The organism is Allobosea sp. OAE752, assembly GCF_050433265.1.
Classification (GTDB): domain Bacteria; phylum Pseudomonadota; class Alphaproteobacteria; order Rhizobiales; family Beijerinckiaceae; genus Allobosea; species Allobosea spartocytisi.
The window spans coordinates 142,483-168,387 of the sequence record NZ_JBNPXO010000011.1; the positions used below are offsets into that span (position 1 = coordinate 142,483).

A 25,905-nucleotide genomic window follows, 5' to 3' on the forward strand; every position below is an offset into this window, starting at 1 on the left:
CGCCACGTCAAAGACGTGGCGCGGAATGAGAGGGTCGCGAGAGCCGCGGTTTCGCCGGGTTGCCGCGGCTGGCCGACGGCGCCTTGGAGCAGGATGCGAAAAAGCGGGAACCGGTTTTTCGCATCCTGCTCTGACTCCTTGGTGAGAGACGGATTCAGGTTCCGGCTCTAGAGGCTATCCATCTTGCAGGCGCTGTCGGCCGCCGATCCGAAGGCCGCGTCGATCTCGGCGACTGTCTTGGGCGCGTTCTCGAGCACGTCGACATAGTCCCACTTGTCGGTGATCTTGTCCTTGACCTTGCAGATGATGGTGCGCCGCTTCATCTGATGGTCGAAGTCGCGATAGCTGACGTCGAGGTCGCCGTCCTTCACGTGCCAGGTTTCCAGGGCCTTGACGATCGCGGCCGGCTCGGTCGACTTCGCGAGCTCGATCGATTCCAGCAGGGAACGCATGCCGAACCAGCCCATCCAGGCCTTGTCCGGCGGCGGCTGGTTGAATTTCTTCATGTAGGCGTCGGTGAAGGCCTTGTCGTCCTCGGTGTTGGCCGGGTTCTTATAGTACCAGACCATGGTGTAGATGCCGGTCGCGGCGTCCGGGCCGACGCCCCAGATATCGGTGTTGCCGATCGAGATTTCGGCGAAGGGAATTTTGCCCTTCATGCCGAGCTCGTTCCACTGCTTCAGGAAGGTGGTCAGGTCGCTGGCGGAAAGGCCGCCGACGACGACGTCGGGTTTGGCGGCCCGGATCTTGAGGATGAAGGACGAGTAGTCGGGCGTGCCGACCGGCACCTCGTCGGCGCCGACGATGGTACCGCCGTTCTTGGCGTTGAAGTCGGTGAAGCTCGCCTTGATGTCCTGGCCGAAGGCGTAAGCCGCCGTCAGCGTGTACCAGCGCTTGCCGAGGCCCATGCAATAGGGGGCCAGGACCTTGGTGTGGACGTCGACGGGCGGTTGCAGCCGGAAGGTGTATTTGTTGCAGAGCTTGCCGGTGAGATCGAGCGCGGCGGCGTTGGCCGCGACATAGGGAATCTTGGCCTTCTTGGCGACCGCGGAGATGGCCAGCGCGAAGGAGCTCTGGGCGCCTCCGATGAGCGCGCAGACCTTGTGCTCGTCGATCAGCCGCTGAGCGTTGAGCTGGGCGCCTTGCGGGTTCGGCTCGTCGAGCCAGATGATCTCGAGAGGCCGGCCGAGGAGTTGGTTGTTGCGCTGCTCGGCTGCGAAAAGACCGCCCTGCGCGAGGAAGGTCGACTGGTCGACGATGGCGCCGGTCTTGGCCCAGATCATCCCGATCCGGATCGGCTCGGCCGCGGCGGCATTGCCGATATAGGGCATGCCGAGCTTGCTGCTCGCCAATTGCGTCGCGGCGAGGCCGCCGGCTCCGAGAAGGAGCGAACGGCGCGAGGTGCCGGCTCCCCTTCCGCCATTCCCGTTGCGTTGGGTCATCAGGTCTCCTCCGGGTGTCTTCTTGGGGCGCCGTCTTTCGGGTCGCTCGCGGTAGCGGTATCGTAAACTGGAATAAAAGTCCAGTTTGTGATACCGGTCTTCAAGTGGTGCTCCGGTCAATAAAAAATTCGATCTTTTACAAGATGTTAGGGCGTTCTTGCCGATGGGGTGGCGGTGAACGGCCCGGCCGGGCATTTGTGAAGAGAGCCCGGCCTCCTCTATCGTGACCCTTCAACGCTGTCGGAGACAATGATGCCCAGGACAAAAGAAAAAGGGGCGGGGCCAGATGGCATTCTCAAACGCACCCTGCGGATCCTGGAAATCCTTTCCAACCATCCGGGCGGCATGCCGTTCTACGAGGTCGCCGACGCCATCAAGATTCCGCGCAGCGCGACCCATCGCCTTCTGGCGAGCCTGGTCGAGGAGGGCTATGTCCGGCAGGAGCGCGATTTCGGTTCCTACGTTCTGACGGCGAAGGTCGCCTCTCTCGGATTGCGCTATTTGCAGGCGCACGGCATCACCGATCTGATGCAGCCGGTGCTCGACCGGCTGGCGCAGGACTGCGGCGAGCTCGTCCGGGTCACGATCCTGGACGAGGACCGGCTGATCTTCGTCGCCAAGGCGCAAGGCGCGCGCGGCGGGCTGCGCTACGATCCCGACGCCGGACAGGAAGCGAGGCTCTCCTGCTCTTCTTCGGGGCTGGCATGGCTTTCGACCAAATCCGACGAGGAGGCCATCGCGCTGATCGAGAAGCAAGGCTACGGCTCGCGCGAGGAGTACGGGCCGAACGCGCCGCAGACGGCACAGGCGGTCCGCCGGCGGCTGCGCGAGGCGCGATTGCTCGGCTACGCTGTCACCCAGCAGACATTCTCGCAATGGATGAACGCCATCGCCACGCCGATCCGTGCCTCGCTCGACGGCCGCGTCACCGGCACGATCAGCATCGCCGGGCCGTTCATCCGGCTGACCGAGGAGCGCATGCAGCAGCTCGCGCCTCTGCTGGTGGCGGCCGCCCAGGAGCTCGGCCAGCTCGGCCCGACGGTGCGCCTGCCGGTCGAGAAGCCGGGCGAGCCGCGCCCGAACATCTTCGTCTGAAGCGCCGGAGCCTGCGGCGTTTCCCTGAAATCCGCGGCTCGCGCTAGTTTGCGGTTTCAAGCCAGAAGTCGAGCATCAGCGCGGCCTCGGATTCGAACATCTCGATGCCGGTCGAGGTCTTGCAGCCGATCCGGCGGGCCGTCTCGATCAGCGGCGTGAGCGCCGGCTTGGTCACGACATCGCTGATGAAGGTCGCGGGGCTCAGCCGCGTCATGTCGAAGGGCAGGGCGTCGTCCGGTTTCATCCCGGCCGGCGAAGCGTTGGAGACGGTGTCATAGCCAGTGGGGTCGGGCGAGCCGATCGTGACCTTGCCGGGATGAGCCCCGTTCAGTTTTGCGATCAGCGTGTCGCGGCGTGAGGCGTCGGTGTCGTGGATGGCGAGTTCGCGCGCGCCGGCATCGAGCAGCGCAAGCCCGATGGCGCTGCCGGCCCCGCCTGCGCCGATCAGCAAGGCGCGCTTGCCGTCGAGCTCGGCGCCGTTCTTTCGCATCGCGCCGACATGGCCGGGGCCGTCGAACATGTCGCCATGCCAGGAACCGTCCGGGTTGCGCCGCATGACATTGGCGGAGCCGAGCACCTGCGTCGTCTTCGACATCGTACGGCAATGCGGGACCACCGCGAATTTATGCGGCACCGTGATGCAGATGCCGTCGCAATTGGGTAGGCGACCGGCCAGCGTGACGAAGCCGGGGACATCCTCGGGCAGGATGTCGATCGGCACCATGATGGCGTCCTTGCCGTTCTCCTCGAACAGCCGGGTCATGCCGTAGGGCGATTTCACCTGCGCAATCGGATGGCCGATGATGAAATAGACGCGGGTCGCGCCGCTGAAATTGTCGAGCATGTGAATTCCGATCCGGGGACAGAGGTGCGAAGCCGGTCAGGCGGCGAGGGCGTCCTGAACCGCGATGTAGGCGAAGGTCATCGCCGGCCCGAGCGTGATGCCCGGCGCCGGGTAGAGGCCGGCCATGATCGAGTTCTGGTCGTTGCCGATGGCGTAGAGGCCGGCGATCGGCCCATCCTTGCCGAGCACCCGTGCGTGGGCGTCCGTCACCAGGCCGGCGCTGGCGCCGATATCGCCCGGATAGAGCTTCACAGCGTAGAATGGCCCGTTCTCCAGCGCTCGCATGGTTGGGTTGGGGCCGTGCTTCGGGTCGCCGAGATTGCGCTGATAGGCGGTGGTCCCGCGGCCGAAATCCGGGTCGATCCCGGTCGCGGCATACCCATTGAAGGTCTCGATGGTCTTTTGCAGTTGCGGCGCATTGACACCAAGCTTGCTTGCCAGCTCGGCCAGCGTTTCGCCTTTCACCAGATAGCCGTCCTTGAGCAGGAAGGGCATGCCGCTGCCGCCGGGACGGACCATGCCGAGGCCGTAGGTCTTGATGGCCTGATGATCGGCGATCAGGAAGGCCGGAATGCTGGGCTCGTTGCGGTGCGCCTCGATCATCGCCTTGCCGGTGAGGTGATAGGAGGTGCTTTCGTTGAAGAAGCGCCTGCCGGCCTTGTTGACGATGATCGTGCCCGGCTTGGCCCGGTCGAAGACGAAATGCGGGAAGACGGCCTTGGTGCCGTCCGCCCGCTGACGGATCGAGACCGGCGCCCAGAACACGTTCTCGACATTGCGGTCGCCCATGCGCGCGCCAGCGTTCAGCGCGAGTTCGAGCGCCGCGCCCTTGTGCCCCGGCGCGCCCGGCGTGTGGATCTCGGCATCCGGCACCAGTTCCTTGCGCAAGGTGGGGTTCCGGTTGAAGCCACCGGAGGCGAGGATGACGCCGTGCACGGCATGGATGTCCTGGCGCCCGCCATTGCGAAGGAGGCTGACGCCGGCGATGCGTCCGTCCTCCTCGATCAGCCTGTCGACCTGGGCTTCAGTCCAGACCGTGCCGCCGCGCTGGAGGAAGGAGTGCAGCAGCCGGCCGATCAGGGCGTTGCCCATGGTCAGCCGGGCGCCGCGCCTGCGGCTGAGCCGGTCGCGCGCATAGCGGGCGACGAGTGCCAGCGAATAGCGGAATGAAGCCCAGGATTTCTTCAGGTTGAGCAGATGGGCGATGTCGTTGCGATCGACCATCAGCCCGTTGAGGATGGTGAATTCCGGGATCGGCGGGCGGATCAGATCGAACTTGTCGCCGAGCAATCGGCCGTCGAAGGGAACGGGCTCCAGCGCGCGGCCCTTCATCGTCGACCCCGGCAGGTCGGAGATGTAGTCCGGGTGCAGCGGGTAGGGCCGCAGCTTCACATCCGTCTCACGGTCGAGCAGTTCGACGGCGCGCGGGCCCGCCTCGAGAAAGGCGCGGATCATGTCGGGGGCGGCGTAGTTGCCGAGCGCGGCATGGAGATAGGTCTCGGCCTGTTCGACGCTGTCCTGCGTCCCGACCTCGGCGGTGTGAAACGTGTTCGGAATCCAGATGGTCCCGCCCGAGAAGGCGGTGGTGCCGCCGACATGTTCGGTGCTCTCCAGCAGCAGCACGCGCGCCCCGCGCAGCGTACCGAACAGGGCCGCCGTGAGGCCGGCGCCGCCGCCGCCGATCACGACCAGGTCGTAGACATTCGCATCCTTCGCCACTGCCGAGGCGATTCCTTCGGGTGATCCGGCCACGCTTCGCTTCCTCTCCCTGGCGGTGCCGGATCGGCCATCGGCGAGGCCTTCGCCACCGGCCGACCACGACGCCGCCGCTACCCGGCTCTTGTCGGTGCTCTCTGGTGAGCCGTATATTCAAAACTGAAATGAAATTCCAGAATGAACTTTCATTGATGACGCGATGCGGCTATGTCCTGTCGCTAACGAGCAGGAGGAACGCCGATGCGCTATGCCGTCACCAGGATCAGGCCCGAGGTCGGAGGGCTGCCGAAGGTTCTCGCCGGGATCGAGGCCGCCGTCACAGGCAATGGATTTGCGGGCAAGCTCCTCGGCTGCTTCACGGCCGAGATCGGCGCGCTGAACCAGGTCCTGTTTCTGCAGGGCTATGAGGATGACCGCGCTCTGGCGGAGGATCGCGCGCGGCAGGTCGTCGAGGGCAGTCTGTTCGGCGCGGCTGAGCATTTCCTGGAGGTCGAGACGACGACCTATGCGCCTTTCGACTTCGTCGCGCCGCTCGCGCCCGGAAAGCACGGCCCGGTCTACGAGATCCGCATCTACGGCGTGAAGGCGGGCGGCCTCAAGCCGACCATGGATTTGTGGCGCGCGGCCGTGCCCGAGCGCGCGAAGGTCTCGCCTCTGCTCGGCGCGATGTATGCGCTCGACGGGGCGCTGCCGCGCTTCCTCCATATCTGGCCCTTCGCCTCGCTCAATGACCGCATGGCCAAGCGGGCCGAGGCCGTCGAGCGCGGCATCTGGCCGCCGAAGGGCGGGCCGGCGCATCTGACCAGCCTGAGCTCGGCGATCTATCTGCCGACCGCCTTCTCGCCGCTGAGCTAGGAGGGGCGGCGCCATGCGTGTGCTCATGACCGGCGGCACGGGCTTCATCGCCGCCTGGATCATTCGCCGCCTTCTGGCCCGCGGCGTTGCCGTGCGCGTCCTCGATATCGCCTCGGACAGCGGCGCTGTGCGCAACATCCTCGGCGAGCTTGCCGGCCGGGTGGAATGGCGGCGCGGCGATGTCCGCGACGGGGCAGTCGTCCATGAGGCGGCGGAGGGGTGCGACCGCGCCATCGCGATGGCCGGCATCCTGACGCCGGCCTGCCGGGCCGATCCCGTCAAGGGCGCGGAGATCAACCTGATCGGCACGCTCCACGTCTTCGAGGCGGCGCTGCGCCTGCGCATGGCGCGGGTGGTCTATGCCAGCTCGGCCGGCGTCTTCGGCCCGGACAGCGGCAGCACCCCGTTCCCGATGACGCATTACGGCGCCTTCAAGCTCGCCTGCGAGGGCAGCGCACGTGCTTACTGGGCCGATCACGCCATGCCGAGCGTCGGCTTCCGCCCCTATATCGTCTACGGCCCGGGCCGTGGCGAGGCGGGCGCCAGCGCCGGGCCGACCCTGGCCTGCCGGGCCGCCGCGCAGGGCGTGCCCTATGAGATCGACTATGTCGGCCCGTCCGGGCTCGTTTATGTCGACGATGTCGCGGCGGCCTTCGAGGCGGCGCTGTTCAGCGATGCGCCGGGCGCCCACGCCTTCACCCTTGCCGGCAGGACCGTGACCATCGACGAGGTCATCGCCGAGATCACACGGCAGGTGCCGGGCGCAAAGCTCAGCGCGCGTGGCGCGCCGATGCCGATCGCACCCGAGCTCGCGAAGGACGACATCGCCTCGCTCCTCCCGGGGCTGCCCGAGACCAGCCTCTCGGACGGCATCGCCGCCACCATCGCCTATTACCGCCATCAGGACCGCAAGGCATGAACCGCCTGATCTCGCTCGCCCATCTCACTGTCATGGAGCTCGCGCCGCCGGACGTCTTCAGCGCGGCTGCGGAGGCCGGCTACAGCTATGCCAGCCTGCGTCTTGCGCCGGCAGCGCCCGGCAAGGAGGCTCAGTTCCCGATGATCGGCGATACGCCGATGTTCCGTGAGACGCAGCGGCGTATCGCCGATAGCGGCGTGGCGCTGTTCGATTTCGAGATCCTGCGCATCAACCGCGACACGCGCCTGACCGATTTCCTGCCGGTGATCGAGACCGGCGCGAAGCTCGGCGGCAAGTTCGTGCTCGTCGCCGGCGATGTCGAGGACGAGCCCTTCATGATCGACAAATTCGCCGAGATCTGCGCACTCGGCGCACCCTTCGGCATCGGGATGGGGCTGGAGCACATGCCCTGGACCGGCGTGAAGACGCTCGCCGCCGCCCGGCGCATCGTCGAGGCGACCAACCCGGCGAACGGGCACATCATCGTCGATGCGATTCATGTCGACCGCTCCGGCGAAACGGCCGCCGACGTGGCGGCGATGCCCAGGCACCTGCATTGCTATTTCCAGATCTGCGACCTGCCCGCCGAACGTCCGAAGGATCACGAGACGATGATCTACCAGGCGCGGCAGGCACGTTTGCCGCCGGGCGAGGGCGGGCTCGACCTCACGGGCATGCTGCGCGCCGTTCCTCAGGACCTGCCGATCAGCGTGGAGATTCCGATGGCCGAGCTCGCCAGGACCATGCCGGCGGCGCCACGCGCACGGATGCTGCGGGAGAAGACAGAGGCGATGCTGCGCGCGGTCCAGGCCACGGCCAGCGTCTGATACCTCACGCCTCCACCGGCGAAGGCCGATCCCTGATGGATATGAGCAACCGTCCTGAAGAGCATTGCGACCTGCTGGTGATCGGCTCGGGGGCGGGTGGTCTTTCGGCAGCCGTCGTCGCAGCCTGGCACGGGCTGAAGGTCGTGGTCGTCGAGAAGGAGCCGGTCTTCGGCGGCACCACCGCCTGGTCCGGCGGCTGGATGTGGGTGCCGCGCAATCCGCTCGCCTGCGAGGCCGGGATCGAGGAGGACGGGGAGGCGGTTCGCACCTATCTGCGGCACGAACTCGGCAACCATTACGACGAGGCCCGGATCGAGGCTTTCCTGGCGGCGGCACCCGAGATGGTGTCGTTCTTTCGCGCGAACACCGCCGTGCAGTTCATCGACGGCAACAAGATCCCCGACATGCATGGCAACGCGCCCGGCGCCGGGCTGGGCGGGCGCTCGGTCTGCGCGGCTCCGTTCGACGGGCGCGAGCTTGGACCGCTGGTCGCAAAGCTGCGGCCGCCGCTGCCCGAAATCTCGCTGCTGGGCATGGGGATCGCCTCGGGTGCCGATTTCGCCCATTTCCTCAACGCGACACGATCCTGGACGTCCTTCCGCCATGTCGCGCGCCGCATCGGTCGGCATGCTCTCGACCTCGCGCGGCACGGGCGCGGCATGCAGCTCGTCAACGGCAATGCGCTTGTCGCGCGGCTGCTCAAATCCGCCAGCGATCTCGGCGTCGATCTGCATGCGAAAGCGCCGGCCCGTCGCTTGCTGAGCCATGACGGGGCGGTCATCGGGGCCGTCGTCGACCGGGACGGGCAGGAGCATCGGATCATCGCGCGCGCCGGCGTCGTGCTGGCTTGCGGCGGCTTTCCGCATGATTATGAGCGCCTGAAGGAGCTGGTGCCGCGCAATCCGACCGGGCGGGCGCATTGGTCGGCGGCACCGCGCAGCAACACCGGCGACGGGCTGCGCCTGGGCGAGAGTGTCGGCGCCCTCGTCGATGGCGGGCTCGCGGCGCCCTGCGCCTGGGCGCCGGTCTCGCTGGTGCCGCGCAGGGACGGTTCCTTCGGGCATTTCCCGCATCTCGTCGAGCGCGCCAAGCCGGGGCTGATCGCGGTGACGGTCGATGGGAGCCGCTTCGTCAACGAGGCCGACAGCTATTACGACTACGTCGAGGCCCTGCTGAAGGCGATCCCGGCCGGGGCGGAGCCGGTTTCCTGGCTGATCTGCGACCACCGCTTCCAGCGCCGCTATGGGCTCGGCTTCGCCAAGCCGGCGCCACTGCCGCTCGCGCCTTATCTTGCCAGCGGCTATCTCAGGCGCGGTAAGACGCTGGCCGAGCTTGCGCGGATCTGCGGCATCGATCCGGACGGGCTCGTCGAGACGGTGGCGCGCTACAATGCGGCAGCCGCTCAGGGCAGGGATCCGCAATTCCACCGCGGTGAAACGCCCTATAACCGGATGGGCGGCGATCCGGCGGTCCGGCCCAATCCGTCGGTCGCGCCGATCGAGCATGGCCCCTTCTATGCCGTCAAAATCGTGCCGGGCAGCCTCGGCACCTTCGCCGGGCTGAAGACCGACGCACAAGCCAACGTTCTGGATACGCAGGGGCGTCCGATTGCCGGCCTTTTCGCGGTCGGAGCCGACATGGCGAGCGTGATGGGCGGAACCTATCCGGCGGGTGGCATCAATCTCGGCCCGGCCATGACCTTCGGCTACCTCGTCGGAAGGAACGCCGCGCATCACCTCCACTCCTCCGCAACAGGACATCCGCCATGACACGCGCGCTGAACCTGCACGACCTCTCCATCGCCAATCTGACGGTCGGCGGCGGCGATCCCGTGGCCCTGATCGAGGCTGCGGGTGAAAGCGGCTTCGGGGCTGCGGGGCTCGTGCTGCGCTCGGCGATGAACAAGCCGCTGGCCCGCGAGGTCATCGGCCGACCCGAGGTCATCCGCGCGATCAAGGCTGCGTCGAAGGCGACCGGTGTCCGGGTCTTCGATGTCGAGGCCTTCGTGCTGCGCCCCGGGATCGATGCGGCGAGCTTCGTGCCCGCGCTCGAAACCGGTGCGGAGCTGGGCGCGACCCATATCTCGGCGATCGGGACCGAGATCATCGGCCATGACAGCTTCCTGTCGGAAGCTGAGCGGATCGATCTGTTTTCCCGGCTTTGCGAGGAAGCCGCGCGTTGCGGCCTGCATGTCGGTGTCGAGTTCATGCGCTATCGCGACATCCCGAATCTGGCGGCCGCGCTCGCGCTGCTGGAGGCGGCGGGCAAGGCCAATGCCGGCGTGATCCTGGACGTGCTGCATTTCCACCGCACCGGCGGCACGCCGCAACAGCTCGCCGCCTGTCCCGCCGCACGCATTGCCTATGTCCAGCTTTGCGATGCCGGCCCGGTTGCGCCGCCGCTCGAAGCCTTGCCGGCCGAGGCACGGGGAGGGCGTCTCCATCTCGGCGAGGGTGTCATCGCCCTCGACGACATCCTCGACGTCCTGCCGGATGGCTTGCAGATGGTGGTGGAAACGCCCGTCGCGAGCGAGGCTGCCCTGACGCTCCGGGAGAAGGTCGCCAGCGCCGCCGAGCACACGCGGCGCTTTGCAGCCAGGCGCGCCGCGCGGTCGAGCGAGAAGCGGCAGGCCTGCTGATGGCGCCTCGGTCAGCCGCGGCCGATGCTCGCCAGCAAAGCGCGACAGGCGGCGCCGGCGCGGCGTGCCCTTTCGCCGTCGTCATGGCCATAGGCGACGCTGGGCGCTTCGAGGGCGATCGGCTTGTCCGCCGGCAACGCTTTCAGGAAGTCCGCCAAAGGCAGGCCGCCATCGCCCGGATAGAGCCTTGCGCCGCGCGCTTCGGCCCGTAGCCCCTCCAGGCCGGGAGAGGATTCGGGCGCATCGCAGAGATGGCCGTAGGCGATCAGTGCAGGATCGATCGCGGCGATGTCGGCCGGGGAACCGCCGGAGCGGGCGAGGTGCAAGGCGTCGATCAGCAGGCCGGCATGGGGCTGATCGGCCGCCTTCAGGATCTCCTGCGCAAAGGCGAGCGAATCCAGGGCGGTATAGGGAATGAACTCGAAGCCGACACCCATGCCGTATTCGCGGGCCATGCCGCAGAGCTCGGCGAGGCGGTCCGTCATGCGGTTCCGGTCGGTGTCGTTGCCGGCGACCAGCAGGTTGCGGGCGCCGAGTTCGGCTCCGGCCTCGAGCGCGGGACGAAGTTTCGGGACTTGCGTCTGCGGCCACAGCCAGACCGCCTCGATATCGAGGAGCGTGAGACCCGTCGCCTCCAGCGCCGCCTTGGTCCGCCGGCGCAGCCCGGCATCGGTGACGACCGGGAAGAAGGCGGCTTCGGGCGCGGGGTCGATCAGGCGCAGCCCCACCGCGTCGAACCCTCCCTGCTTGGCGAGCGAGATCAGCTCGAGCGGCCCGGCCTGCATGAAGGTGAGGTGCGCGAGCGACAGCATGGCATGGCTTCCGGAGAAAAGGCGGCAGCCGTTTCAAGCGCCGCTGGCCCGCTGATTGTTTTCATCTATAAATAAGTTCATATATTAGATCAATCGAAAGGCGGCACCATGGCCGCTGCGACGGAGGAAGCGATGCTGGAGATGCTGAGCGGCGAGACGCGGATTTTCGTGATCATCGGTCACCCCATCGCGCAGGTGAAGGCGCCGGCGGGCATGACGAAGGGTTTCGTCGAGCGTGGCCGCAACGCCATCGTCGTGCCGATCCATGTACTGCCGGAGAATGTCGACGCCTTTATCGAGGCGCTGGGGCCGATCCGGAATGTCGATGGCATCATCGCCACCGTGCCGCATAAATTCGCAGCGCGGCGTCATTGCAGCTCGGTCTCGGCGCGGGCGCGGCTGCTCGATTCGGCGAATGTTGTGCGGCGTAACGCCGACGGCTCCTGGGACGGCGACATGACCGACGGGCAGGGCTTCGTCAGCGCCATGATGCAGACGGGCTGCGAGCCGCTGGGGCAACGCGCGCTGCTCGTGGGTGCCGGCGGGGCTGGCAGCGCCATCGGCCTGCAACTGCTCGATTCCGGCGTCGCCGAGCTTGCCGTGCACGACATGGATGTGGCCAAGCGCGATGCGCTGATCGCGAAATTGTCCGGCATGCATCCCCGCAAGGTGGTGCCCGGTTCGGCCGATCCCACCGGTTTCGGCATCGTCGCCAACGCGACCCCGATGGGGATGAAGCAGGGCGATCCGCTTCCGGTCGAGGTCAGCAGGTTGAAGCCGGAGACATTCGTCGGCGATGTCATCACGGTGCCGGAAGTCTCGCCCTTGCTCGATGCGGCTCGGCGCATCGGTTGCCGCACGCAGACCGGCGTCGGCATGTTTCTGGCGCAGCGCGAGCTGATGCTCGACTTCCTCGAAGGCAAGCCGATCTGAGAAGGGCCCGATCTCAATCGGCCTGTTTCAGGCGATGCCGATCCGTTCGCGTATCATCGCAACGGCTGCGTCCAAGGCCTTGAGGCAGCGCTGCTTCAGGGCCTCGTCATAGCGCGCCACCGGCAGCGCGATATTGACCGCCGCGAGCGGAAAGCCGGAGCGATTCAGGATCGGTCGGGCCATGCCCGCGATGCCGGGCGTGAACTCTTCCACCACGAAGGCGATGCCGCTGCGCTGGATCTCCGCGATCTCCGCTTCGAGCGCGGCGACGCTGCCGATCGTGCGCGGCGTGATCGCCTCGAGGCGGATGCGGGAAAGGTAGTCCTGGCGCATCTCCGTCGGCAGATGGGCGAGGAGCGCCTTGCCGCCCGAGGTCGCATAGAGCGGCGCCGTATCGCCGACGCGCATGAGGTAGTGCAGCCGGTGGGTGCCGCTGGCCGTCGCCATGACCTCGGAGACGTCGCCCTTCAGCACGTTGAGCGCGCAGGTCTCGCTGGTCGCCCGCGCGGTTTCGGCGAGCACGGTTTCCGCGACGCTGGCGAGGTCCCGCGTCTCGGCGCTGCGCTGCCCCAAAGCCGCGATGGCCGGCCCGAGAAAATAGCCTTTGCTGGCCGGGTCGTAGTCGAGATAGCCGCGACTGACCAAGGTCTTGAGCAGTTGCGTCAGGCTGCTCTTGGGGATCGCGAGCTGCGCGGCGATCTGGGTATGGGTCTGGGCGGCGTTCCAGCGACGCAGATACTCGAGCAGGTCGAGCACGCGCATGGCTGATTTGACGGAGCCCGACTCGGCCGGCTGCATGAATTTATCCGGTTTCTTCAAATGCTTCGGTCAGCCCGTGGAAGCGCCGTGCGATAGTGGAGCTTCGTCCGGGTGGTTTCAACCTGTTTCCCGGTTCGGACCCGGCGAGCCGCGATGACTTCTTTACATAATGAACTCGTTCTCATATGAAAACTTCCAACGAATGTGCAATGGGAGGCATCGGATGAGCGAGGAATGGAGGGAGCGCCTGCTGATCCGCGATCTCGTGGAGAACTGGGCCGTCTGGCGCGATGCCGGCGATTGGGAGCGCTTCCGCAGCGTCTGGCACGATGACGGGCGGATGATGGCGACCTGGTTCCAGGGGACGGCGGACGAGTTCATCAAGGTCAGCCGCGAGGGCTTCGAGAAGGGCGTCAGCATCCTGCATTTCCTCGGCGGGACGGCGATCGACCTTGCCGGCGAGCGCGCCATCGCCCAGACCAAGATGACGATCAACCAGCGCGCCAGCGTGGACGGCGTCATTTGCGACGTGGTCTGCACCGGCCGGTTCTACGATTTCCTGGAAAAGCGCGACGGAAGCTGGGGGCTGGTGCTGCGCCAGCCGATCTACGAGAAGGATCGCCTCGATCCGGTCGATCCTTCGCAGGCTCCCAAACTGGACCGGGCGAGGCTCGAGAGTTTCCCCGTCGGTTATCGCCATCTCGCCTATCTGCAGTCGGGATTGGGCTTCAAGGTCAAGCCCGACATGCCGGGACTGACCGGGCCGGTCGTCGAGGATCTCTACCGGCGCGGCCGGGCCTGGCTCGCGGGCAAGCCGCTGGAATCGGCGCCGCGCGCGGCCTGAGGCGCAGCGCATCCGGCGAAGCGGGGCGAGCCCCGGCAGGCATCGCAGGCAGGAGGAAGCCATGCGCAATTTCGACGAGAACTCGATCACCCAGGCGGTGCTCGACCGCGTCGCGCAGGCGCCCGATCCGCGCACGCGCCAGATCGGGCTGGCGCTGGTGCGCCATCTCCATGCCCTGGTGAAGGAGGTCGAGCCGAGCATGGCGGAGTGGGAGGCGGCGATCGGCTTCCTGACCCGCAGCGGACAGATGTGCGACGACACGCGCCAGGAATTCATCCTGCTCTCGGATACGCTCGGCGTCTCGATGCTGGTCGATGCCATCAATCACCGCGACGCGGACGGCGTGACCGACACCACGGTGCTAGGCCCCTTCTATGTGCAGGACCCGGCCGTGTTTCCGCTGGGCTCGAACATCTCGGACGGGATCAAGGGTGAGCCGCTTTTCGTCTCGGGCACGGTGGCTTCCGCCGACGGGACGCCGTTGGCGGGCGCTGCGGTCGATGTCTGGCATTCCGATGCGGACGGCTATTACGACGTGCAGCAGATGGACGAGCTGGGCGGGCTGGCGATGCGGGCTCGCCTGCTGGCCGACGCGCAAGGGCGGTTCCATTTCTGGACGATCAGGCCCGCGGCCTATCCCATTCCCCATGACGGTCCGGTCGGCGAGATGCTGGCGGCACAGGCGCGTCATCCCTACCGTCCGGCCCATGTGCATTTCATGATCCATGCGGACGGGCATGACACGCTCGTCACCCATGTCTTCGTCGCCGGAGATCGCTATCTCGATTCCGACGTGGTGTTCGGCGTGAAGGATTCGCTGATCCGCGAATTCCCGTCCCATTCGCCGGGCACGGCTCCGGACGGTCGGATGATGGACAGGCCCTATGACAGCCTGCACTACGATTTCCGCCTGAAGAGGAAGCCGGCGTGAGAATCGGCGCGGACGGGGCTGACAAAGGCGGGGCGGGACGATGCTGAAAGGGCGCGGGCTGCTTTCGCTCTGGAACGGGGTCGATCCGGACCGGCGCGCGGAATACGATCTCTGGCATACGCGCGAGCATGTTCCCGAGCGGCTCGCGATCCCCGGCATGCTGCGCGCCCGCCGCTATCATCGCGGCGAGGGGCCGTTGCCGGAATTCCTGACGCTCTACGAGCTCGAAGACAACGCGGTGCTGGCGAGCGCGCCCTATCGGAAGCTGCTGGAGACCCCGACGCCGTGGTCGCGCAGCATGCGCCCGTCCTTCCGCGGTTTCTTCCGTGTGGGCCATCTTGCGGTACTGAGCCGCGGCGGCGGCGTCGGCAGCGCGCTGATGGCGACGACCTTCGCGGATGTCTCAGCCACTGAGGGCGCTTGGGACGTGGTCGCGGACCATGTCCTGCGCGAGACGGCGGCGAGCGCGGTCCATGTCCTGCAGAAGGACCCGGCGGTCGCGCCCGTGCCGTTCACGGTGCCGGCGGCCGGCGTTGCCGCTTATGCCGATGGCGGGGCGATCATGATCGAATGCTACGACCGGAACCGGCTCGCGGATATCGCCGGCGTGCTCGAGCCTGTGCTCGACGCGCAGGGGCTGGCGCCGGGGCGGGCGGGCTGGACCGCCTACGACCTTGCCTATCTGCTCGACAGGGAGGAACTGCCCGGCGTGGTCGCCTTGTCCCGACCGGAGGCCTGAGCCTCACCGGAGGGAATTCCCTTGGGATGGCGGGCGATCGCGTGCAGCAGCATGCGTTGCAGATGCTGCGCCGGGCGGGGCAGCGGTACGCCGTCGCGCGCGATGATGCCGACCGTGCGCCGGATCGATGGCGCGGTGATCGGCAGGATGCGCAGGTTCGGGCTCGGCGGGATCGCCAGGCGCGGCAGCACGGTGACGGCAATGCCGTTGGCGACGAAGCAGACCGCCATGTTGACGCGCTGGACCTCATAGGCCCAGTCGAGCCTCTCGCCGAAGGTGCCGAGGCTTTCGCTCAGCATGAAGCCGTGGCTCGTCGTCGTGGCGACGCGGGCCAGCGGATAGCCGACGAGATCGGCCCAGGTCAGCGCCTCGCGTTCCGCCAGCGGATGGCTGGCGGGCACCGCCGCGACGAAATCTTCCTCGAACAACGCGCGGGACTTCTGGGTCCAGAGCTGCGCGCCGAGGATGGTCAGGGCGAACTGGGCCTCGCCCGAGGAGACGCGCTCGCGCAAAGCCGCCGCCGGCTCGTCGAAGACCGTCACCGAGACCTGCGGGTAACGCTGGCGGAATTCGCGCAGGACGTCCGGCAGGAAATGCTCGCCGAGCGAGCCGAGGCAGCCGACCGAGACCTTCTCCTGCGACTGCCGGCCCTCGCGCTTGAGATTGTCGTAGAGATTGCTGAGCCGCAGCAGCGCGTCGCGCGCCTCCGGGAAGAACGCCTGTCCCGCTCGCGTCAAGGCGAGGCTGCGCGTCGTGCGCTGGAACAGCGTGACGCCGACATCCTCCTCGAGCTTGCGGATGCGGTGGCTGAGTGCCGTCTGCGACAGGCGCATCGCTTCGGCGGCGCGCCGGAAGCTGCCGAATTCGGCAATCTGGATGAAAGCCTCGAGCCCGGCGACGTCCATCATGTGGCTCCCGATTGAGCAATATTGCTCATGAATAGGCCTTCCAAATTCATTTGAACAGCGTTGTTCGGCTTGACTATCCTCCTTGCAAGAAACTGCCGCCGAGCCTCCCTCACGCCCCAAGCGGGTGCGGAAAGGCCCGGCCTCGAAGCCCGAGGAAACGCATCATGGGTTCGATGGAAGGCGAGGGAGGACGGCTGTTCTTCCGCTCCGAGACCTTCGATACGGAGAAGTTCGAGCGCCGCAGGCTCTCGAACAAGACGATCACAGAGCCGGCGCGCGAACTGCCTGTTCATACCGAATGCGACGTGCTGGTCGTCGGCGGCGGGCCTGCCGGCACGGCGGCTGCCGTTGCCGCCGCCCGGCGCGGTGCCGATGTGGTGCTGCTGGAGCGCTACAACCATCTTGGCGGCCTTTCGACCGGCGGCCTCGTCATCTGGATCGACCGGATGAGCGACTGGCAGGGCCGGCATGTCATTCGCGGTTTCGCCGAGGAATTGCTGTCACGCCTGACCCGCGACAAGATCGCCGGGCCGGAGCCGCAGGAATGGGGCTCGCATGACCCGGAGCGCGTCGCCTATTGGGGGCAGCGCAACGCGGCGTTCAACAACACCGTCACTCATGCGCCGACGCTGGATCCGGAATGGCTCAAGGCGGAATCGCTGGCCATGGTGCTGGAGGCCGGCGTGCATCCGATCTTCCACGCCTGGGGTGCGAGTCCGCTGATGGAAGGGCGGCGCGTCGCCGGCTGCACCTTCGAGAGCAAGGAGGGCCGGCGCGCGATCCTCGCCCGGGTGACGATCGACGCGACGGGCGATGGCGATCTCTATGCCGGCGCCGGCTCCGGCTTCGACACCGAGGTCGATATCCGCGACATCCATGGCTGCATGAACACCTCCTGGCTGTTTGCGGGCGTCGACATGAAGGCCTTCCTGCGCTTCCGGGCGTCGACGCCGGAGCAGTTCTCGCAATTCATGGCGCGCGGTCGCGAGGCGATGCGCTTCTTCGACAAGCCCTCGGTGTCGTGGCGGGACGACATCGCCGTCTTCATGGGGCCGCGTCTCGCCGGCTATTCGGCGCTGAAGGTCGAGGATCTTTCCGAGGTCGAGATCAGGAGCCACCAGCTGATGCTGGAGCATCTCGCCTTCTACCGCGCTCATGCCCCGGGCTTTTCGGACGCCTTCATCATGCTCTCGGCGCCGCAGCTCGGCGTCCGGCACGGGCGGCGCCTCAAGGGGCTGGGCAAGCTCACCCGCGAGAACTGGGATGGCAGCACGGCGCCGGACGAGATCGGCGTCTCGCCCTCGCTCGCACCGAAATTCGCGAACATCTCGGTTCCCTACGGTTCCATCGTGCCGCGCGAGATCGACGGTCTGCTGGCGCCTGGCCGGCATCTCTCCTGCGATGCCACCAGCCATTCTTTCATGCGCGAGATCCCGCAATGCTGGCTGACCGGCCATGCTGCGGGCGTCGCCGCCGCCATCGCCGCCGACCGGGGCGTGACGCCGGCGCAGGTGCCGATCGCGGAATTGCAGGCGGGCCTTACAGCTCAGGGAGCCTATCTCAGCGCGGTGCCGGAGCTTGTAAGCTAGCAGACGACAGCCTTCCGCCGCTCAGGATGGTTGACGAAAGCGGATGAGCGGGCCGAAGAAGCCCGCAGACGTGACACGAACGGGAAGGCGGCAGGCAGCCGTCCCCAAAGGGAGGAACGGATGTTCGAAGGTTTTGCTCGCTGGCGTAGCGCCTGCGTCGCCATGGTCTTTGGTTTCGCCGGCTCGCCGGCCTTGGCCCAGGCACCCGCGCCGAAGCCGCTCGACCCGCCCCAATCCGTACGTGTCGCCTATGTCCCGATCATGAAGTTCGCCACCGCCTATGTTGCGGAGTCGCGCGGGCTCTTCAAGAAATACGGGCTCAACGTCCAGCTCGACAGCGTCAAATCCGGCACCGAGGCGATCGCCTTCCTGGACAAGGGCTCCGTCGATGTCGGCGGCATCTCGATCGTCGCCTCGCTCTGGTCGGCCTGGAATCGCGGCCTCGATATCCGCGTGATCGCGCCGGGCGGGCTCGATCCGATGACCGACGGCCCGACCAAGCTGATCGTCCGCAAGGACCTGCTCGATTCCGGCGCGGTGAAGTCGGTCGCCGACCTCAAGGGCAAGCGCATCGCGGCGGCCGGCGGGCCGGGCAGCGGCGGCGAGTATTTCGTCAGCAAGGCGCTGGAGAGCGCCAAGCTGACCTTGCGCGACGCGCAGCTCCTGAACGTCGGCAATGCCGACATGCCGGCGGCGATGGAAGCGAAGTCCGTCGATGCGGTGCTGACCTCCTCGCCCTATTCCGACCAGATCCTCAAGGCCGGTACCGGCAAGCTCCTGATGCAGGACATCACGCCCGGCCTGATGACGGTCGCCTTCGTCGCCTCGGGCAAGTTCATCAAGGACCGGCCGGAGGTGGCCGAGCGCTTCGTGCTGGCGATGACGGAAGCCGCGCGGCTGATGCAGGGCGCCGACTTCCTCGCCCAGCCCAATATGGACGGCTATCTGAAATATACCGCCTCGACGCCCGAGGCGATCAAGAACGGCGGCTCGGTGATCTTCGATCCCAACATGGCGATCCCCACCGACGGCCTCGCCGATATCGAGCGCGTGCACCGTGAGAACGGTCGCACCGAATACGACAAGCCGCTCGACATGGCGAAGGTGATCGATGGCCGTTTCGTCGCCAAGGCCGTCGAGATTCTCGGCAAGGCCGCTCCGGCCAAGTGAGGCGGCCGGGCCGGCTCGTGCCGGCCCGTTTGAACCGCGGTTCTCGGACAGGATCGATGCAACAACAACGAGCCCGGAGGGTCGGCCGATGAATGCCGCCGCCATGCAGGCCATCGCCGCGCCGAAGATCGGCGCGCGCAATGTCAGCAAGCACTATCCCACGGCCGACGGCACCATGGTCGCGCTGGAGGATTTCTCCCTCGATGTCGCCGACGGCGAATTCGTCTGCATCGTCGGCCCCTCCGGCTGCGGCAAGTCGACCTTCCTGCGCATGGTGGCGGGGCTGGAATCGATTTCGCTGGGCTCGATCGACATCCGTCCCGGCCGTGAGAGGGCTAAGCCGCTCAACAGCGTCGTCTTCCAGGAATACGCGATCTTTCCCTGGAAGACCTTGATCGAGAATGTCGCCTTCGGCCTGCAGATGCGCGGTATCGGTCGCAAGGAACGGCTCGACACCGCGCGCTACTGGCTCGACCGGGTGGGCCTGGGCAAGTTCTCCGACTATTACCCGCACCAGATCTCGGGCGGCATGAAGCAGCGGGTCAGCATCATCCGGGCGCTTGCCAACGATCCCGAGGTGCTGCTGATGGACGAGCCGCTCGGCGCGCTCGACGCCCAGACTCGCGTCGTCATCCAGGAGGAGCTGCTGCGGATCTGGGAAGAGACCCGGAAGACCGTGCTCTACATCACCCATAGCCTCGACGAGGCCGTGCTGCTCGGCGACCGCGTCATCCTGATGAGTGCCCAGCCCGGCCGGCACCTCGCCACCTTCAAGATCGACCTGCCGCGCCCGCGCACCATCGCGATGCAGAACGCGCCGCGCTTTGCCGAATACCGGGCCGAGATCTGGGAGAAGCTCAGCGCCGAGGTGACGCGCGCCATGGAGGCACGGCCATGACGATCGCATCCACCGAAGGCATCACGGCGAGTGACGACCGGACGCCTGTGAAGGGGTCTCCGGCGGCCAACAACGATGCGCGCGCCATCCTTCTCCTGCTCGCCGCAGGCGTGGCGCTCAATGCCGCGCTCGCGATCGCCGGGCTGTGGAGCGATTTCGCCTGGCCGGCGATCGGGGCGAGCTTCGTCCTGCTGGTGCTGGCCTGTGAGCGCATCGGCCGATTGGTGCCGGTGAAGGGCAGGGGTGCCTATGAGCGCACGCTGGCGCTGGGCTTTCCGCTCCTCGTCCTCGTGCTCTGGGAGCTCGCTGCCGATAGCGGCTTCATCAACCCGACCTGGTTTCCGCCGCCGAGCCGGATCGGTTCGGCGCTCTGGGACCTGAGCACCCGCTACGATCGCTTCTCCGGCACGACCCTGCTCGGCCGGCCCTGGCTGATGCCGGAAGCCTTCAATAGCGAGGGCTGGGCCGGCGTCTGGAAGCTGGTGGCCGAGAGCCATGTCTTCGCGACGGTGGCGCGCGTCCTCGTCGGCTTCGTGCTCGGCGCCATTCCGGGCGTTTTGCTCGGTGTGGTCATGGGCCTGAACCAGACGGTCAGGCTGATGCTCGATACGACGCTATCGGCGATCTATGTGCTGCCCAAGATCGCGATCTTCCCGATCGTGATGCTGATGTTCGCCGACCCCTTCGGCGAGGCGCCGAAGATCCTGGTGGTGGCGCTGTCCGTCTTCATCCTGATGGCGATCAACACGATGGCGGCGGTGCGCGGCATCGACAAGGTCTACCTGATGGCGGGCAAGAACTATGGCGCCAAGGGCTGGTCGATGCTGCGCCACGTCATCCTGCCCGGCGCCATGCCGGTGATCTTCTCCGGCCTGCGCATCGCGCTGGGCACGGCGATGATCGTGATCATCTCGGTCGAGTTCGTGCGCGCCAAGCAGGGTGTCGGCTACATGACCTTCTATTACTGGGAGGTCCTCAACCCCGAGAAGATGTATGCCGGCCTCGTCGTCGTCATGATCCTCGGCGTGCTGCTGACCTACGCGCTGCAATGGCTGCAGCGCCGGCTCATGCCCTGGCAGCAGAAATAAGAGGTACGGCGATGAAGGTTGCTCTTGTCACCGGCGGTGCTGGCGCCGTCGGGGCCGCCGCCGCGCGGATGCTGGCCGAGGACGGTTTTCGCGTCGTGCTGGCGGATCGCGCCCTCGAACGGACGCAAGCGATCTGCGACGAGATCTGCCGCAATGGCGGCGAAGCCGTCGCCGAGCCTGTGGATCTGCTGGAGGAGGGGGCTTCGCAACGCCTGATCGACAGCGTGGCGGAGCGCTTCGGGCGGCTCGACTGCCTCGTCAACAATGCCGGCATGACCGGCGCTCCGCGCATCGGCAGCGTCGAGCTGTCGGTCTGGAACGCGGTGCTCGCGCTCAACCTGACCGTGCCGATGCTGCTCGCCCAGGCGGCGCAGCCCTTGATGAAGGGGAGCGGCGGCGGCAGCATCGTCAATGTCGCCTCGCGGGTCTATCTCGCCGGCACCGGCGTCGCCTATACCTCCAGCAAATCGGGGCTGATCGGTCTCACCCGCGTGCTCGCCGTGCAGCTCGGCCCCGACAATATCCGCGTCAACGCGGTGGCGCCGAGCTTCCTCAACACCCCCTTCAACGACAAGATCGTGAAGGAGAACACGGGGCTGGCCGCTTCCTTCCGCAAGATGTCGCCGCTTGGCCGGCTCGGGACTGCCGAGGATGTCGCCGGCGCGATCGCCTTTCTGGCCTCGCCGCGCGCGAATTTCATCACGGGCGACGTCATCCATGTCTGCGGCGGCACGCAGCTCGCGCCGCAGCCTGCCTCGGCGGGCGCCGACGACGCCAGTCATAACCAGACGGAGTCGGAGGAGCATTTGATCGCCAGTTAAAATAACCGCAGGGTTATGTTGACTGGCGATAATGCCATTTAACATGAGCATCCAAATCGCTCATGATGGCCTCGTATTCGGGGTAAGACGTCTTCCATGGCTTTCACTCGCATCGACGGCAAGCTCGTGCACTGGCGCGACAGCGGCTCGCGCGCGGCGCCGGCCGTTGTGCTGGTCAATTCGCTCGGCACGGATTTCCGCATCTGGGACGAGGTCGTCGCGGCGTTGTCTCGCGACTGGCGCGTCATCGTCTATGACAAGCGCGGCCATGGCCTCTCCGAGGTGCCGGCAGGCCCCTATGCGATTGCCGACTTCACCGATGACCTGATCGGGCTTGCCGATCATATCGGGCTTGAGCGCTTCGCTCTGGCCGGTCTCTCGATCGGCGGGCTGATCGGGCAGGATCTGGCGGTGCGGGCGCCGGAGCGCCTTTCGGCACTGGTGCTCGCCGATACCGCCCCGAAGGTCGGCACGGCCGAAAGCTGGAATGCGCGTATCGATGCCGTCCGCAAGGGCGGGCTTGCCGCCATCGCCGATCCCGTCATGGAGCGCTGGTTCACTCCTGCCTTCCATGCCGAGCGGCCGGATGATCTCGCCGGCTGGCGCAATGCGCTGCTCCGCCAGCCTGCCGATGGCTATATCGCGACCTGCCAGGCGCTGAGCCAGGCCGATCTGACCGCCGCCATAGGCGCTATCACGGTGCCGACGCTGGCCGTGGCCGGCGATGGCGACCTCTCGACGCCGCCCGATCTGGTTCGGGCGATGGCGCAGCGCATTCCGGGCGCGGGCTTCGCGCTGATCGAGGGCTGCGGACACATTCCCCCGGTGGAGCAGCCCGCCCGGCTGCTCGCGCTGGTGGCCGGACATCTGGAGAAGCACGGACGTGGCTGACGTATCGGATCGTTTCAAACAGGGCATGGCGACCCGCCGCAAAGTGCTCGGCGAGCGCTATGTCGACGCCGCCGTCGCCAATACCGATGCCTTCACCGAAGACTTCCAGACGCTGATCACGGAAAGCGCCTGGGGTACGGTCTGGTCGGGCGACAGGATCAGCAAGCGCGAGCGCTCGATGCTAACCATCGCTCTGCTCGCCGCGCTCGGCCACCATGACGAGGTCGCGATGCATGTCCGGGCCACGCGCAATACCGGCGCCAGCATGGACGACATCAAGGAAGCGCTGCTGCATGTGGCGATCTATGCCGGCGTGCCGGCGGCCAATCACGCTTTCAAGATCGCCAAGGCGGTCTATGCGGAGATGGAGAACGAGAAGGCGGGCTGAGCCCACCTGTCGCGAGCCGGCCGTTCGGTGAGCAGCAGCTTGGGCGTGGCAAAGCCTTGAATTGAGCAAGATCAAGAACAGTGGGCCGATCTCGTCGCAATCTGGCTTTCAGCTTGACGAGACAGGCTCCGACGGAGGGAGGCGCCGCAAATGCGCAACGAGAATTCGAGCCATCAGGGCGGTTCGTTCTACCAGCGTGATCGAAGCTGGCATCCGCCGGCCTTTACGCCCGATTACAAGACCTCCGTGCTGCGCTCGCCGAAGAACGCGCTGCTGTCGCTCGGCAATACGCTCTCCGAGATGACCGGGCCGGTCTTCGGCCACAACATGCTCGGGCCGCTCGATAACGACCTGATCCTCAACTACGTCCAGACCGGTGAGCCGATCGGCCCGCGCATCATCGTGCACGGCCAGGTGCTGGATGAGGATGCGAGGCCGGTGCGCGGCGCGCTGGTCGAGTTCTGGCAGGCCAATGCCGGCGGCCGCTACCGCCACAAGAAGGAAAGCTATCTCGCCGCCATCGACCCGAATTTCGGCGGCTGCGGGCGCACCATCACCGATGACGAGGGCCGCTATTGGTTCCGCACCATCAAGCCCGGCCCCTATCCCTGGCCGAACGGGGTCAATGACTGGCGCCCGGCGCACATCCATTTCTCGGTTTTCGGCCATGCCTTCGCGCAGCGGCTGATCACCCAGATGTATTTCGAGGGCGACCCGATGATCTGGCAGTGCCCGATCGTGATGGGCATCCCGAGCCGCGAGGCGGTGGAGCAACTCGTCGCAGGGCTCGACCGCGAGGCGACCTTGCCGATGGACACGATGGCCTACAAATTCGATATCGTGCTGCGTGGCCGGCGCTCGACCCTGTTCGAGAACCGGATGGAGGGGAACTGATGGTCCAGTCTCTGCGCCGTCTCAAGGAAAGCCCGTCGCAGACGGCGGGGCCCTACATCCATATCGGCGCGACGCCGAACTTCTCCGGCATCGAGGGCATCTTTCCGCATGATCTCGGCTCGCTGCCGCTGTCGCCGGAGGTGAAGGGTGAGCGCATTGTCGTCACCGGCCGCGTCTTCGACGGGACGGGGGCGCCGATCAAGGACGCGCTGATCGAGATCTGGCAGGCCGATGCGCAGGGGCTCTATCCCGGCTCCGGCGAGCGCCGGGGCGAGGCCGATCCGCATTTTCCCGGCTGGTTCCGCCAGCCGCTCGACGGCAACACCGGCGTCTATCGCTTCGAGACGATCAAGCCGGGCATCGTCCCCTATTTCGACGGTCGCCCGATGGCGCCGCACATCACCTTCTGGATCGTGGCGCGCGGCATCAATATCGGCCTGCATACGCGGCTCTATTTCGGCGATGAGGAACAGGCCAATGCGGCCGATCCACTTCTCGCCCGCATCGAGCACCGCCTGCGCGTGCCGACGCTGATCGCGACGCGCGGCGACGACGAGGACGGCATGCCGGTCTATACCTTCGACATCCGCCTGCAGGGCGAGAACGAGACGGTCTTCTTCGATATCTGAGGGCGGCTTCCGGCCGTCCTCCCGACCCGAACAGACAGCAAGCAGAGCAACGACGACATGAGCGAAGCCTTCATCTGTGCCTATGTCCGCACGCCCATCGGTCGTTTCGGCGGGTCGCTATCCTCGGTGCGGGCGGACGATCTCGGTGCGGTGCCGCTGAAGGCCCTGATCGAGCGTCACGCGGGCGTCGATTTCGGCGCGGTGGACGATGTGATCTTCGGCTGCGCCAACCAGGCGGGCGAGGACAACCGCAATGTCGCGCGCATGTCGCTGCTGCTTGCGGGCCTGCCCAAGGAGGTGCCGGGCACCACCATCAACCGGCTCTGCGGCTCGGGCATGGACGCCGTCATCACCGCCGCCCGCGCCATCAAGGCAGGCGAGGCCGAATTGATGATCGCGGGTGGCGTCGAGAGCATGTCGCGCGCCCCCTTCGTGCTGCCCAAGGCCGACAGCGCCTTCTCGCGCCATGCCGAGATCCATGACACCACTATCGGCTGGCGCTTCATCAACCCGTTGATGAAGGCGCAGTACGGCGTTGATTCCATGCCGGAAACCGGCGAGAACGTCGCGGCCGATTGCAACATCAGCCGCGCCGATCAGGATGCCTTCGCTGTCCGTTCGCAGCAGAAGGCCGTGGCCGCGCAGCAGAACGGCCGGCTCGCCAAGGAGATCGTCGCGGTTTCGATCCCGCAGCGGAAGGGCGACCCCATCCGCGTCGAGGTCGACGAGCATCCGCGCGGCGACACCACGCTGGAGAAGCTCGCCAAGCTGCCGACGCCCTTCCGCAAGGAAGGCGGCACCGTCACGGCCGGCAATGCCTCCGGCGTCAACGACGGCGCGGCGGCTCTCATCATCGCTTCCGAGAAGGCGGCGGCGAAGTATGGCCTGACCCCGCTGGCGCGGATCGTCGGCGGCGCTGCGGGCGGCGTCGCGCCGCGCGTGATGGGGCTGGGGCCGATTCCCGCGACCCGCAAGCTCTGCGCGCGCCTCGGCATCAAGCCGACCGATTTCGACGTGGTCGAGCTCAACGAGGCCTTCGCGAGCCAGGGCATCGCCGTATTGCGCGATCTCGGCATCGCGGAGGATGCTGAATTCGTGAACCCGAATGGCGGCGCGATCGCGCTCGGCCATCCGCTCGGCATGTCCGGCGCCCGCATCGCCGGAACGGCGGCGCTGGAGCTGTCGCTGACCGGCAAGCGCCGTGCGCTCGCGACCATGTGCATCGGCGTCGGGCAGGGCATCGCAATCGGGCTGGAACGAGTCTGAGACAACAGG

26 protein-coding genes are annotated in these 25,905 nt (G+C 66.8%); 20 read left to right on the forward strand and 6 right to left on the reverse strand.

All coding sequences use genetic code 11. The features are described 5' to 3' along the window. Positions 1–167 precede the first annotated feature (167 nt). The gene (locus GGC47_RS23635) at positions 168–1,442 is read right to left on the reverse strand and encodes an ABC transporter substrate-binding protein (protein WP_038365635.1); all 1,275 of its coding nucleotides are present in this window, start codon (positions 1,440–1,442) and stop codon (positions 168–170) included. Positions 1,443–1,694: 252 nt separating this feature from the next. On the opposite strand from GGC47_RS23635, the gene GGC47_RS23640 reads away from it, so the two are divergent. After that, positions 1,695–2,537 carry an IclR family transcriptional regulator gene (locus GGC47_RS23640; RefSeq protein WP_112763267.1) on the forward strand — a complete coding sequence of 281 codons (843 nt, stop codon included), beginning with the start codon at positions 1,695–1,697 and terminating at the stop codon, positions 2,535–2,537. 43 nt (positions 2,538–2,580) lie between these two features. Here the strand turns inward: GGC47_RS23640 and GGC47_RS23645 are convergent, their stop codons facing one another. Both GGC47_RS23645 and GGC47_RS23650 read right to left on the reverse strand, forming a co-directional pair. After that, on the reverse strand, positions 2,581–3,381 hold the full coding sequence (locus tag GGC47_RS23645) for a shikimate dehydrogenase family protein (protein ID WP_142022690.1): 801 nt from the start codon (positions 3,379–3,381) through the stop codon (positions 2,581–2,583). A 36-nt stretch (positions 3,382–3,417) separates the two neighbouring features. Next, entirely contained in the window at positions 3,418–5,133 is a 1,716-nt protein-coding gene (locus tag GGC47_RS23650; RefSeq protein ID WP_142022691.1) for an FAD-dependent oxidoreductase, read from the reverse strand. A gap of 204 nt (positions 5,134–5,337) precedes the next feature. On the opposite strand from GGC47_RS23650, the gene GGC47_RS23655 reads away from it, so the two are divergent. The 5 genes from GGC47_RS23655 to GGC47_RS23675 are packed head-to-tail and all read left to right on the forward strand — an operon-like array spanning position 5,338 to position 10,336. Beyond that, on the forward strand, positions 5,338–5,952 hold the full coding sequence (locus GGC47_RS23655; protein ID WP_142022692.1) for an NIPSNAP family protein: 615 nt from the start codon (positions 5,338–5,340) through the stop codon (positions 5,950–5,952). 13 nt (positions 5,953–5,965) lie between these two features. Continuing rightward, positions 5,966–6,871: an NAD-dependent epimerase/dehydratase family protein gene (locus tag GGC47_RS23660; RefSeq protein ID WP_142022693.1), complete on the forward strand. Its 906-nt coding sequence runs from the start codon at positions 5,966–5,968 to the stop codon at positions 6,869–6,871. After that, entirely contained in the window at positions 6,868–7,698 is an 831-nt protein-coding gene (locus tag GGC47_RS23665; protein ID WP_142022694.1) for a sugar phosphate isomerase/epimerase family protein, read from the forward strand. The genes GGC47_RS23660 and GGC47_RS23665 overlap by 4 nt, the downstream gene beginning before the upstream one ends. A 41-nt stretch (positions 7,699–7,739) precedes the next feature. Further along, positions 7,740–9,467 carry an FAD-dependent oxidoreductase gene (locus GGC47_RS23670; RefSeq protein WP_370955840.1) on the forward strand — a complete coding sequence of 576 codons (1,728 nt, stop codon included), beginning with the start codon at positions 7,740–7,742 and terminating at the stop codon, positions 9,465–9,467. Beyond that, positions 9,464–10,336 carry a sugar phosphate isomerase/epimerase family protein gene (locus GGC47_RS23675; RefSeq protein ID WP_429069154.1) on the forward strand — a complete coding sequence of 291 codons (873 nt, stop codon included), beginning with the start codon at positions 9,464–9,466 and terminating at the stop codon, positions 10,334–10,336. Before GGC47_RS23670 ends, GGC47_RS23675 begins: the two co-directional genes overlap by 4 nt. Positions 10,337–10,347: 11 nt before the next feature. On the opposite strand, the gene GGC47_RS23680 is transcribed toward GGC47_RS23675, so the two are convergent. Further along, positions 10,348–11,148, reverse strand: coding sequence for a sugar phosphate isomerase/epimerase family protein (locus GGC47_RS23680; protein ID WP_370955845.1), 801 nt, complete (start codon positions 11,146–11,148; stop codon positions 10,348–10,350). A gap of 108 nt (positions 11,149–11,256) precedes the next feature. On the opposite strand from GGC47_RS23680, the gene GGC47_RS23685 reads away from it, so the two are divergent. Then, positions 11,257–12,081: a shikimate dehydrogenase family protein gene (locus tag GGC47_RS23685; protein ID WP_370955847.1), complete on the forward strand. Its 825-nt coding sequence runs from the start codon at positions 11,257–11,259 to the stop codon at positions 12,079–12,081. A gap of 27 nt (positions 12,082–12,108) precedes the next feature. On the opposite strand, the gene GGC47_RS23690 is transcribed toward GGC47_RS23685, so the two are convergent. Then, positions 12,109–12,879 carry an IclR family transcriptional regulator gene (locus GGC47_RS23690; RefSeq protein WP_370955849.1) on the reverse strand — a complete coding sequence of 257 codons (771 nt, stop codon included), beginning with the start codon at positions 12,877–12,879 and terminating at the stop codon, positions 12,109–12,111. A gap of 184 nt (positions 12,880–13,063) precedes the next feature. On the opposite strand from GGC47_RS23690, the gene GGC47_RS23695 reads away from it, so the two are divergent. The 3 genes from GGC47_RS23695 to GGC47_RS23705 all read left to right on the forward strand — a co-directional run bounded on the left by GGC47_RS23695 (position 13,064) and on the right by GGC47_RS23705 (position 15,354). After that, complete coding sequence (locus GGC47_RS23695) at positions 13,064–13,684, forward strand: nuclear transport factor 2 family protein (protein ID WP_113254097.1); 621 nt, start codon at positions 13,064–13,066, stop codon at positions 13,682–13,684. 61 nt (positions 13,685–13,745) lie between these two features. Next, positions 13,746–14,615 (forward strand): intradiol ring-cleavage dioxygenase, encoded by an 870-nt coding sequence (locus tag GGC47_RS23700; protein WP_429069159.1) that lies wholly within the window; start codon positions 13,746–13,748, stop codon positions 14,613–14,615. A 40-nt stretch (positions 14,616–14,655) separates the two neighbouring features. Then, entirely contained in the window at positions 14,656–15,354 is a 699-nt protein-coding gene (locus GGC47_RS23705; protein WP_142022700.1) for a hypothetical protein, read from the forward strand. Here the strand turns inward: GGC47_RS23705 and GGC47_RS23710 are convergent. Then, positions 15,294–16,262, reverse strand: coding sequence for a LysR family transcriptional regulator (locus GGC47_RS23710; RefSeq protein ID WP_142022701.1), 969 nt, complete (start codon positions 16,260–16,262; stop codon positions 15,294–15,296). The genes GGC47_RS23705 and GGC47_RS23710 overlap by 61 nt on opposite strands. Before the next feature lie 164 nt (positions 16,263–16,426). On the opposite strand from GGC47_RS23710, the gene GGC47_RS23715 reads away from it, so the two are divergent. From GGC47_RS23715 to pcaF, 10 genes are all read left to right on the forward strand, one after another. After that, positions 16,427–17,851, forward strand: coding sequence for an FAD-dependent oxidoreductase (locus GGC47_RS23715; protein WP_429069163.1), 1,425 nt, complete (start codon positions 16,427–16,429; stop codon positions 17,849–17,851). A 120-nt stretch (positions 17,852–17,971) separates the two neighbouring features. Beyond that, a complete protein-coding gene (locus tag GGC47_RS23720; RefSeq protein WP_038365661.1) occupies positions 17,972–19,021 on the forward strand; it encodes an ABC transporter substrate-binding protein in 1,050 nt (349 codons plus the stop codon). An 88-nt stretch (positions 19,022–19,109) separates the two neighbouring features. After that, on the forward strand, positions 19,110–19,919 hold the full coding sequence (locus GGC47_RS23725) for an ABC transporter ATP-binding protein (RefSeq protein WP_429069167.1): 810 nt from the start codon (positions 19,110–19,112) through the stop codon (positions 19,917–19,919). Further along, a complete protein-coding gene (locus tag GGC47_RS23730) occupies positions 19,916–21,007 on the forward strand; it encodes an ABC transporter permease (protein ID WP_429069170.1) in 1,092 nt (363 codons plus the stop codon). The genes GGC47_RS23725 and GGC47_RS23730 overlap by 4 nt, the downstream gene beginning before the upstream one ends. An 11-nt stretch (positions 21,008–21,018) precedes the next feature. Then, complete coding sequence (locus tag GGC47_RS23735) at positions 21,019–21,828, forward strand: SDR family NAD(P)-dependent oxidoreductase (RefSeq protein WP_429069173.1); 810 nt, start codon at positions 21,019–21,021, stop codon at positions 21,826–21,828. A gap of 96 nt (positions 21,829–21,924) precedes the next feature. Next, positions 21,925–22,719, forward strand: coding sequence for a 3-oxoadipate enol-lactonase (pcaD, locus tag GGC47_RS23740; RefSeq protein WP_429069175.1), 795 nt, complete (start codon positions 21,925–21,927; stop codon positions 22,717–22,719). Next, entirely contained in the window at positions 22,712–23,107 is a 396-nt protein-coding gene (gene pcaC / locus GGC47_RS23745) for a 4-carboxymuconolactone decarboxylase (RefSeq protein ID WP_133563694.1), read from the forward strand. Before pcaD ends, pcaC begins: the two co-directional genes overlap by 8 nt. Before the next feature lie 150 nt (positions 23,108–23,257). After that, on the forward strand, positions 23,258–24,001 hold the full coding sequence (pcaH, locus tag GGC47_RS23750; protein ID WP_038365669.1) for a protocatechuate 3,4-dioxygenase subunit beta: 744 nt from the start codon (positions 23,258–23,260) through the stop codon (positions 23,999–24,001). Further along, on the forward strand, positions 24,001–24,630 hold the full coding sequence (gene pcaG / locus GGC47_RS23755) for a protocatechuate 3,4-dioxygenase subunit alpha (protein ID WP_038365671.1): 630 nt from the start codon (positions 24,001–24,003) through the stop codon (positions 24,628–24,630). The genes pcaH and pcaG overlap by 1 nt, the downstream gene beginning before the upstream one ends. A 57-nt stretch (positions 24,631–24,687) precedes the next feature. After that, positions 24,688–25,896 (forward strand): 3-oxoadipyl-CoA thiolase, encoded by a 1,209-nt coding sequence (pcaF, locus tag GGC47_RS23760; protein WP_429069179.1) that lies wholly within the window; start codon positions 24,688–24,690, stop codon positions 25,894–25,896. The last annotated feature ends 9 nt before the right edge of the window (positions 25,897–25,905 follow it).

Coding starts and splice junctions, on each gene's coding strand:
- GGC47_RS23635 (WP_038365635.1), bottom strand. CDS start 1,442: ATGACCCAACGCAACGGGAATGGCGGAAGGGGAGCCGGCACCTCGCGC.
- GGC47_RS23640 (WP_112763267.1), top strand. CDS start 1,695: ATGCCCAGGACAAAAGAAAAAGGGGCGGGGCCAGATGGCATTCTCAAA.
- GGC47_RS23645 (WP_142022690.1), bottom strand. CDS start 3,381: ATGCTCGACAATTTCAGCGGCGCGACCCGCGTCTATTTCATCATCGGC.
- GGC47_RS23655 (WP_142022692.1), top strand. CDS start 5,338: ATGCGCTATGCCGTCACCAGGATCAGGCCCGAGGTCGGAGGGCTGCCG.
- GGC47_RS23660 (WP_142022693.1), top strand. CDS start 5,966: ATGCGTGTGCTCATGACCGGCGGCACGGGCTTCATCGCCGCCTGGATC.
- GGC47_RS23665 (WP_142022694.1), top strand. CDS start 6,868: ATGAACCGCCTGATCTCGCTCGCCCATCTCACTGTCATGGAGCTCGCG.
- GGC47_RS23670 (WP_370955840.1), top strand. CDS start 7,740: ATGAGCAACCGTCCTGAAGAGCATTGCGACCTGCTGGTGATCGGCTCG.
- GGC47_RS23675 (WP_429069154.1), top strand. CDS start 9,464: ATGACACGCGCGCTGAACCTGCACGACCTCTCCATCGCCAATCTGACG.
- GGC47_RS23680 (WP_370955845.1), bottom strand. CDS start 11,148: ATGCTGTCGCTCGCGCACCTCACCTTCATGCAGGCCGGGCCGCTCGAG.
- GGC47_RS23685 (WP_370955847.1), top strand. CDS start 11,257: ATGGCCGCTGCGACGGAGGAAGCGATGCTGGAGATGCTGAGCGGCGAG.
- GGC47_RS23690 (WP_370955849.1), bottom strand. CDS start 12,879: ATGCAGCCGGCCGAGTCGGGCTCCGTCAAATCAGCCATGCGCGTGCTC.
- GGC47_RS23695 (WP_113254097.1), top strand. CDS start 13,064: ATGAGCGAGGAATGGAGGGAGCGCCTGCTGATCCGCGATCTCGTGGAG.
- GGC47_RS23700 (WP_429069159.1), top strand. CDS start 13,746: ATGCGCAATTTCGACGAGAACTCGATCACCCAGGCGGTGCTCGACCGC.
- GGC47_RS23705 (WP_142022700.1), top strand. CDS start 14,656: ATGCTGAAAGGGCGCGGGCTGCTTTCGCTCTGGAACGGGGTCGATCCG.
- GGC47_RS23710 (WP_142022701.1), bottom strand. CDS start 16,262: ATGATGGACGTCGCCGGGCTCGAGGCTTTCATCCAGATTGCCGAATTC.
- GGC47_RS23715 (WP_429069163.1), top strand. CDS start 16,427: ATGGGTTCGATGGAAGGCGAGGGAGGACGGCTGTTCTTCCGCTCCGAG.
- GGC47_RS23720 (WP_038365661.1), top strand. CDS start 17,972: ATGTTCGAAGGTTTTGCTCGCTGGCGTAGCGCCTGCGTCGCCATGGTC.
- GGC47_RS23725 (WP_429069167.1), top strand. CDS start 19,110: ATGAATGCCGCCGCCATGCAGGCCATCGCCGCGCCGAAGATCGGCGCG.
- GGC47_RS23730 (WP_429069170.1), top strand. CDS start 19,916: ATGACGATCGCATCCACCGAAGGCATCACGGCGAGTGACGACCGGACG.
- GGC47_RS23735 (WP_429069173.1), top strand. CDS start 21,019: ATGAAGGTTGCTCTTGTCACCGGCGGTGCTGGCGCCGTCGGGGCCGCC.
- pcaD (WP_429069175.1), top strand. CDS start 21,925: ATGGCTTTCACTCGCATCGACGGCAAGCTCGTGCACTGGCGCGACAGC.
- pcaH (WP_038365669.1), top strand. CDS start 23,258: ATGCGCAACGAGAATTCGAGCCATCAGGGCGGTTCGTTCTACCAGCGT.
- pcaG (WP_038365671.1), top strand. CDS start 24,001: ATGGTCCAGTCTCTGCGCCGTCTCAAGGAAAGCCCGTCGCAGACGGCG.
- pcaF (WP_429069179.1), top strand. CDS start 24,688: ATGAGCGAAGCCTTCATCTGTGCCTATGTCCGCACGCCCATCGGTCGT.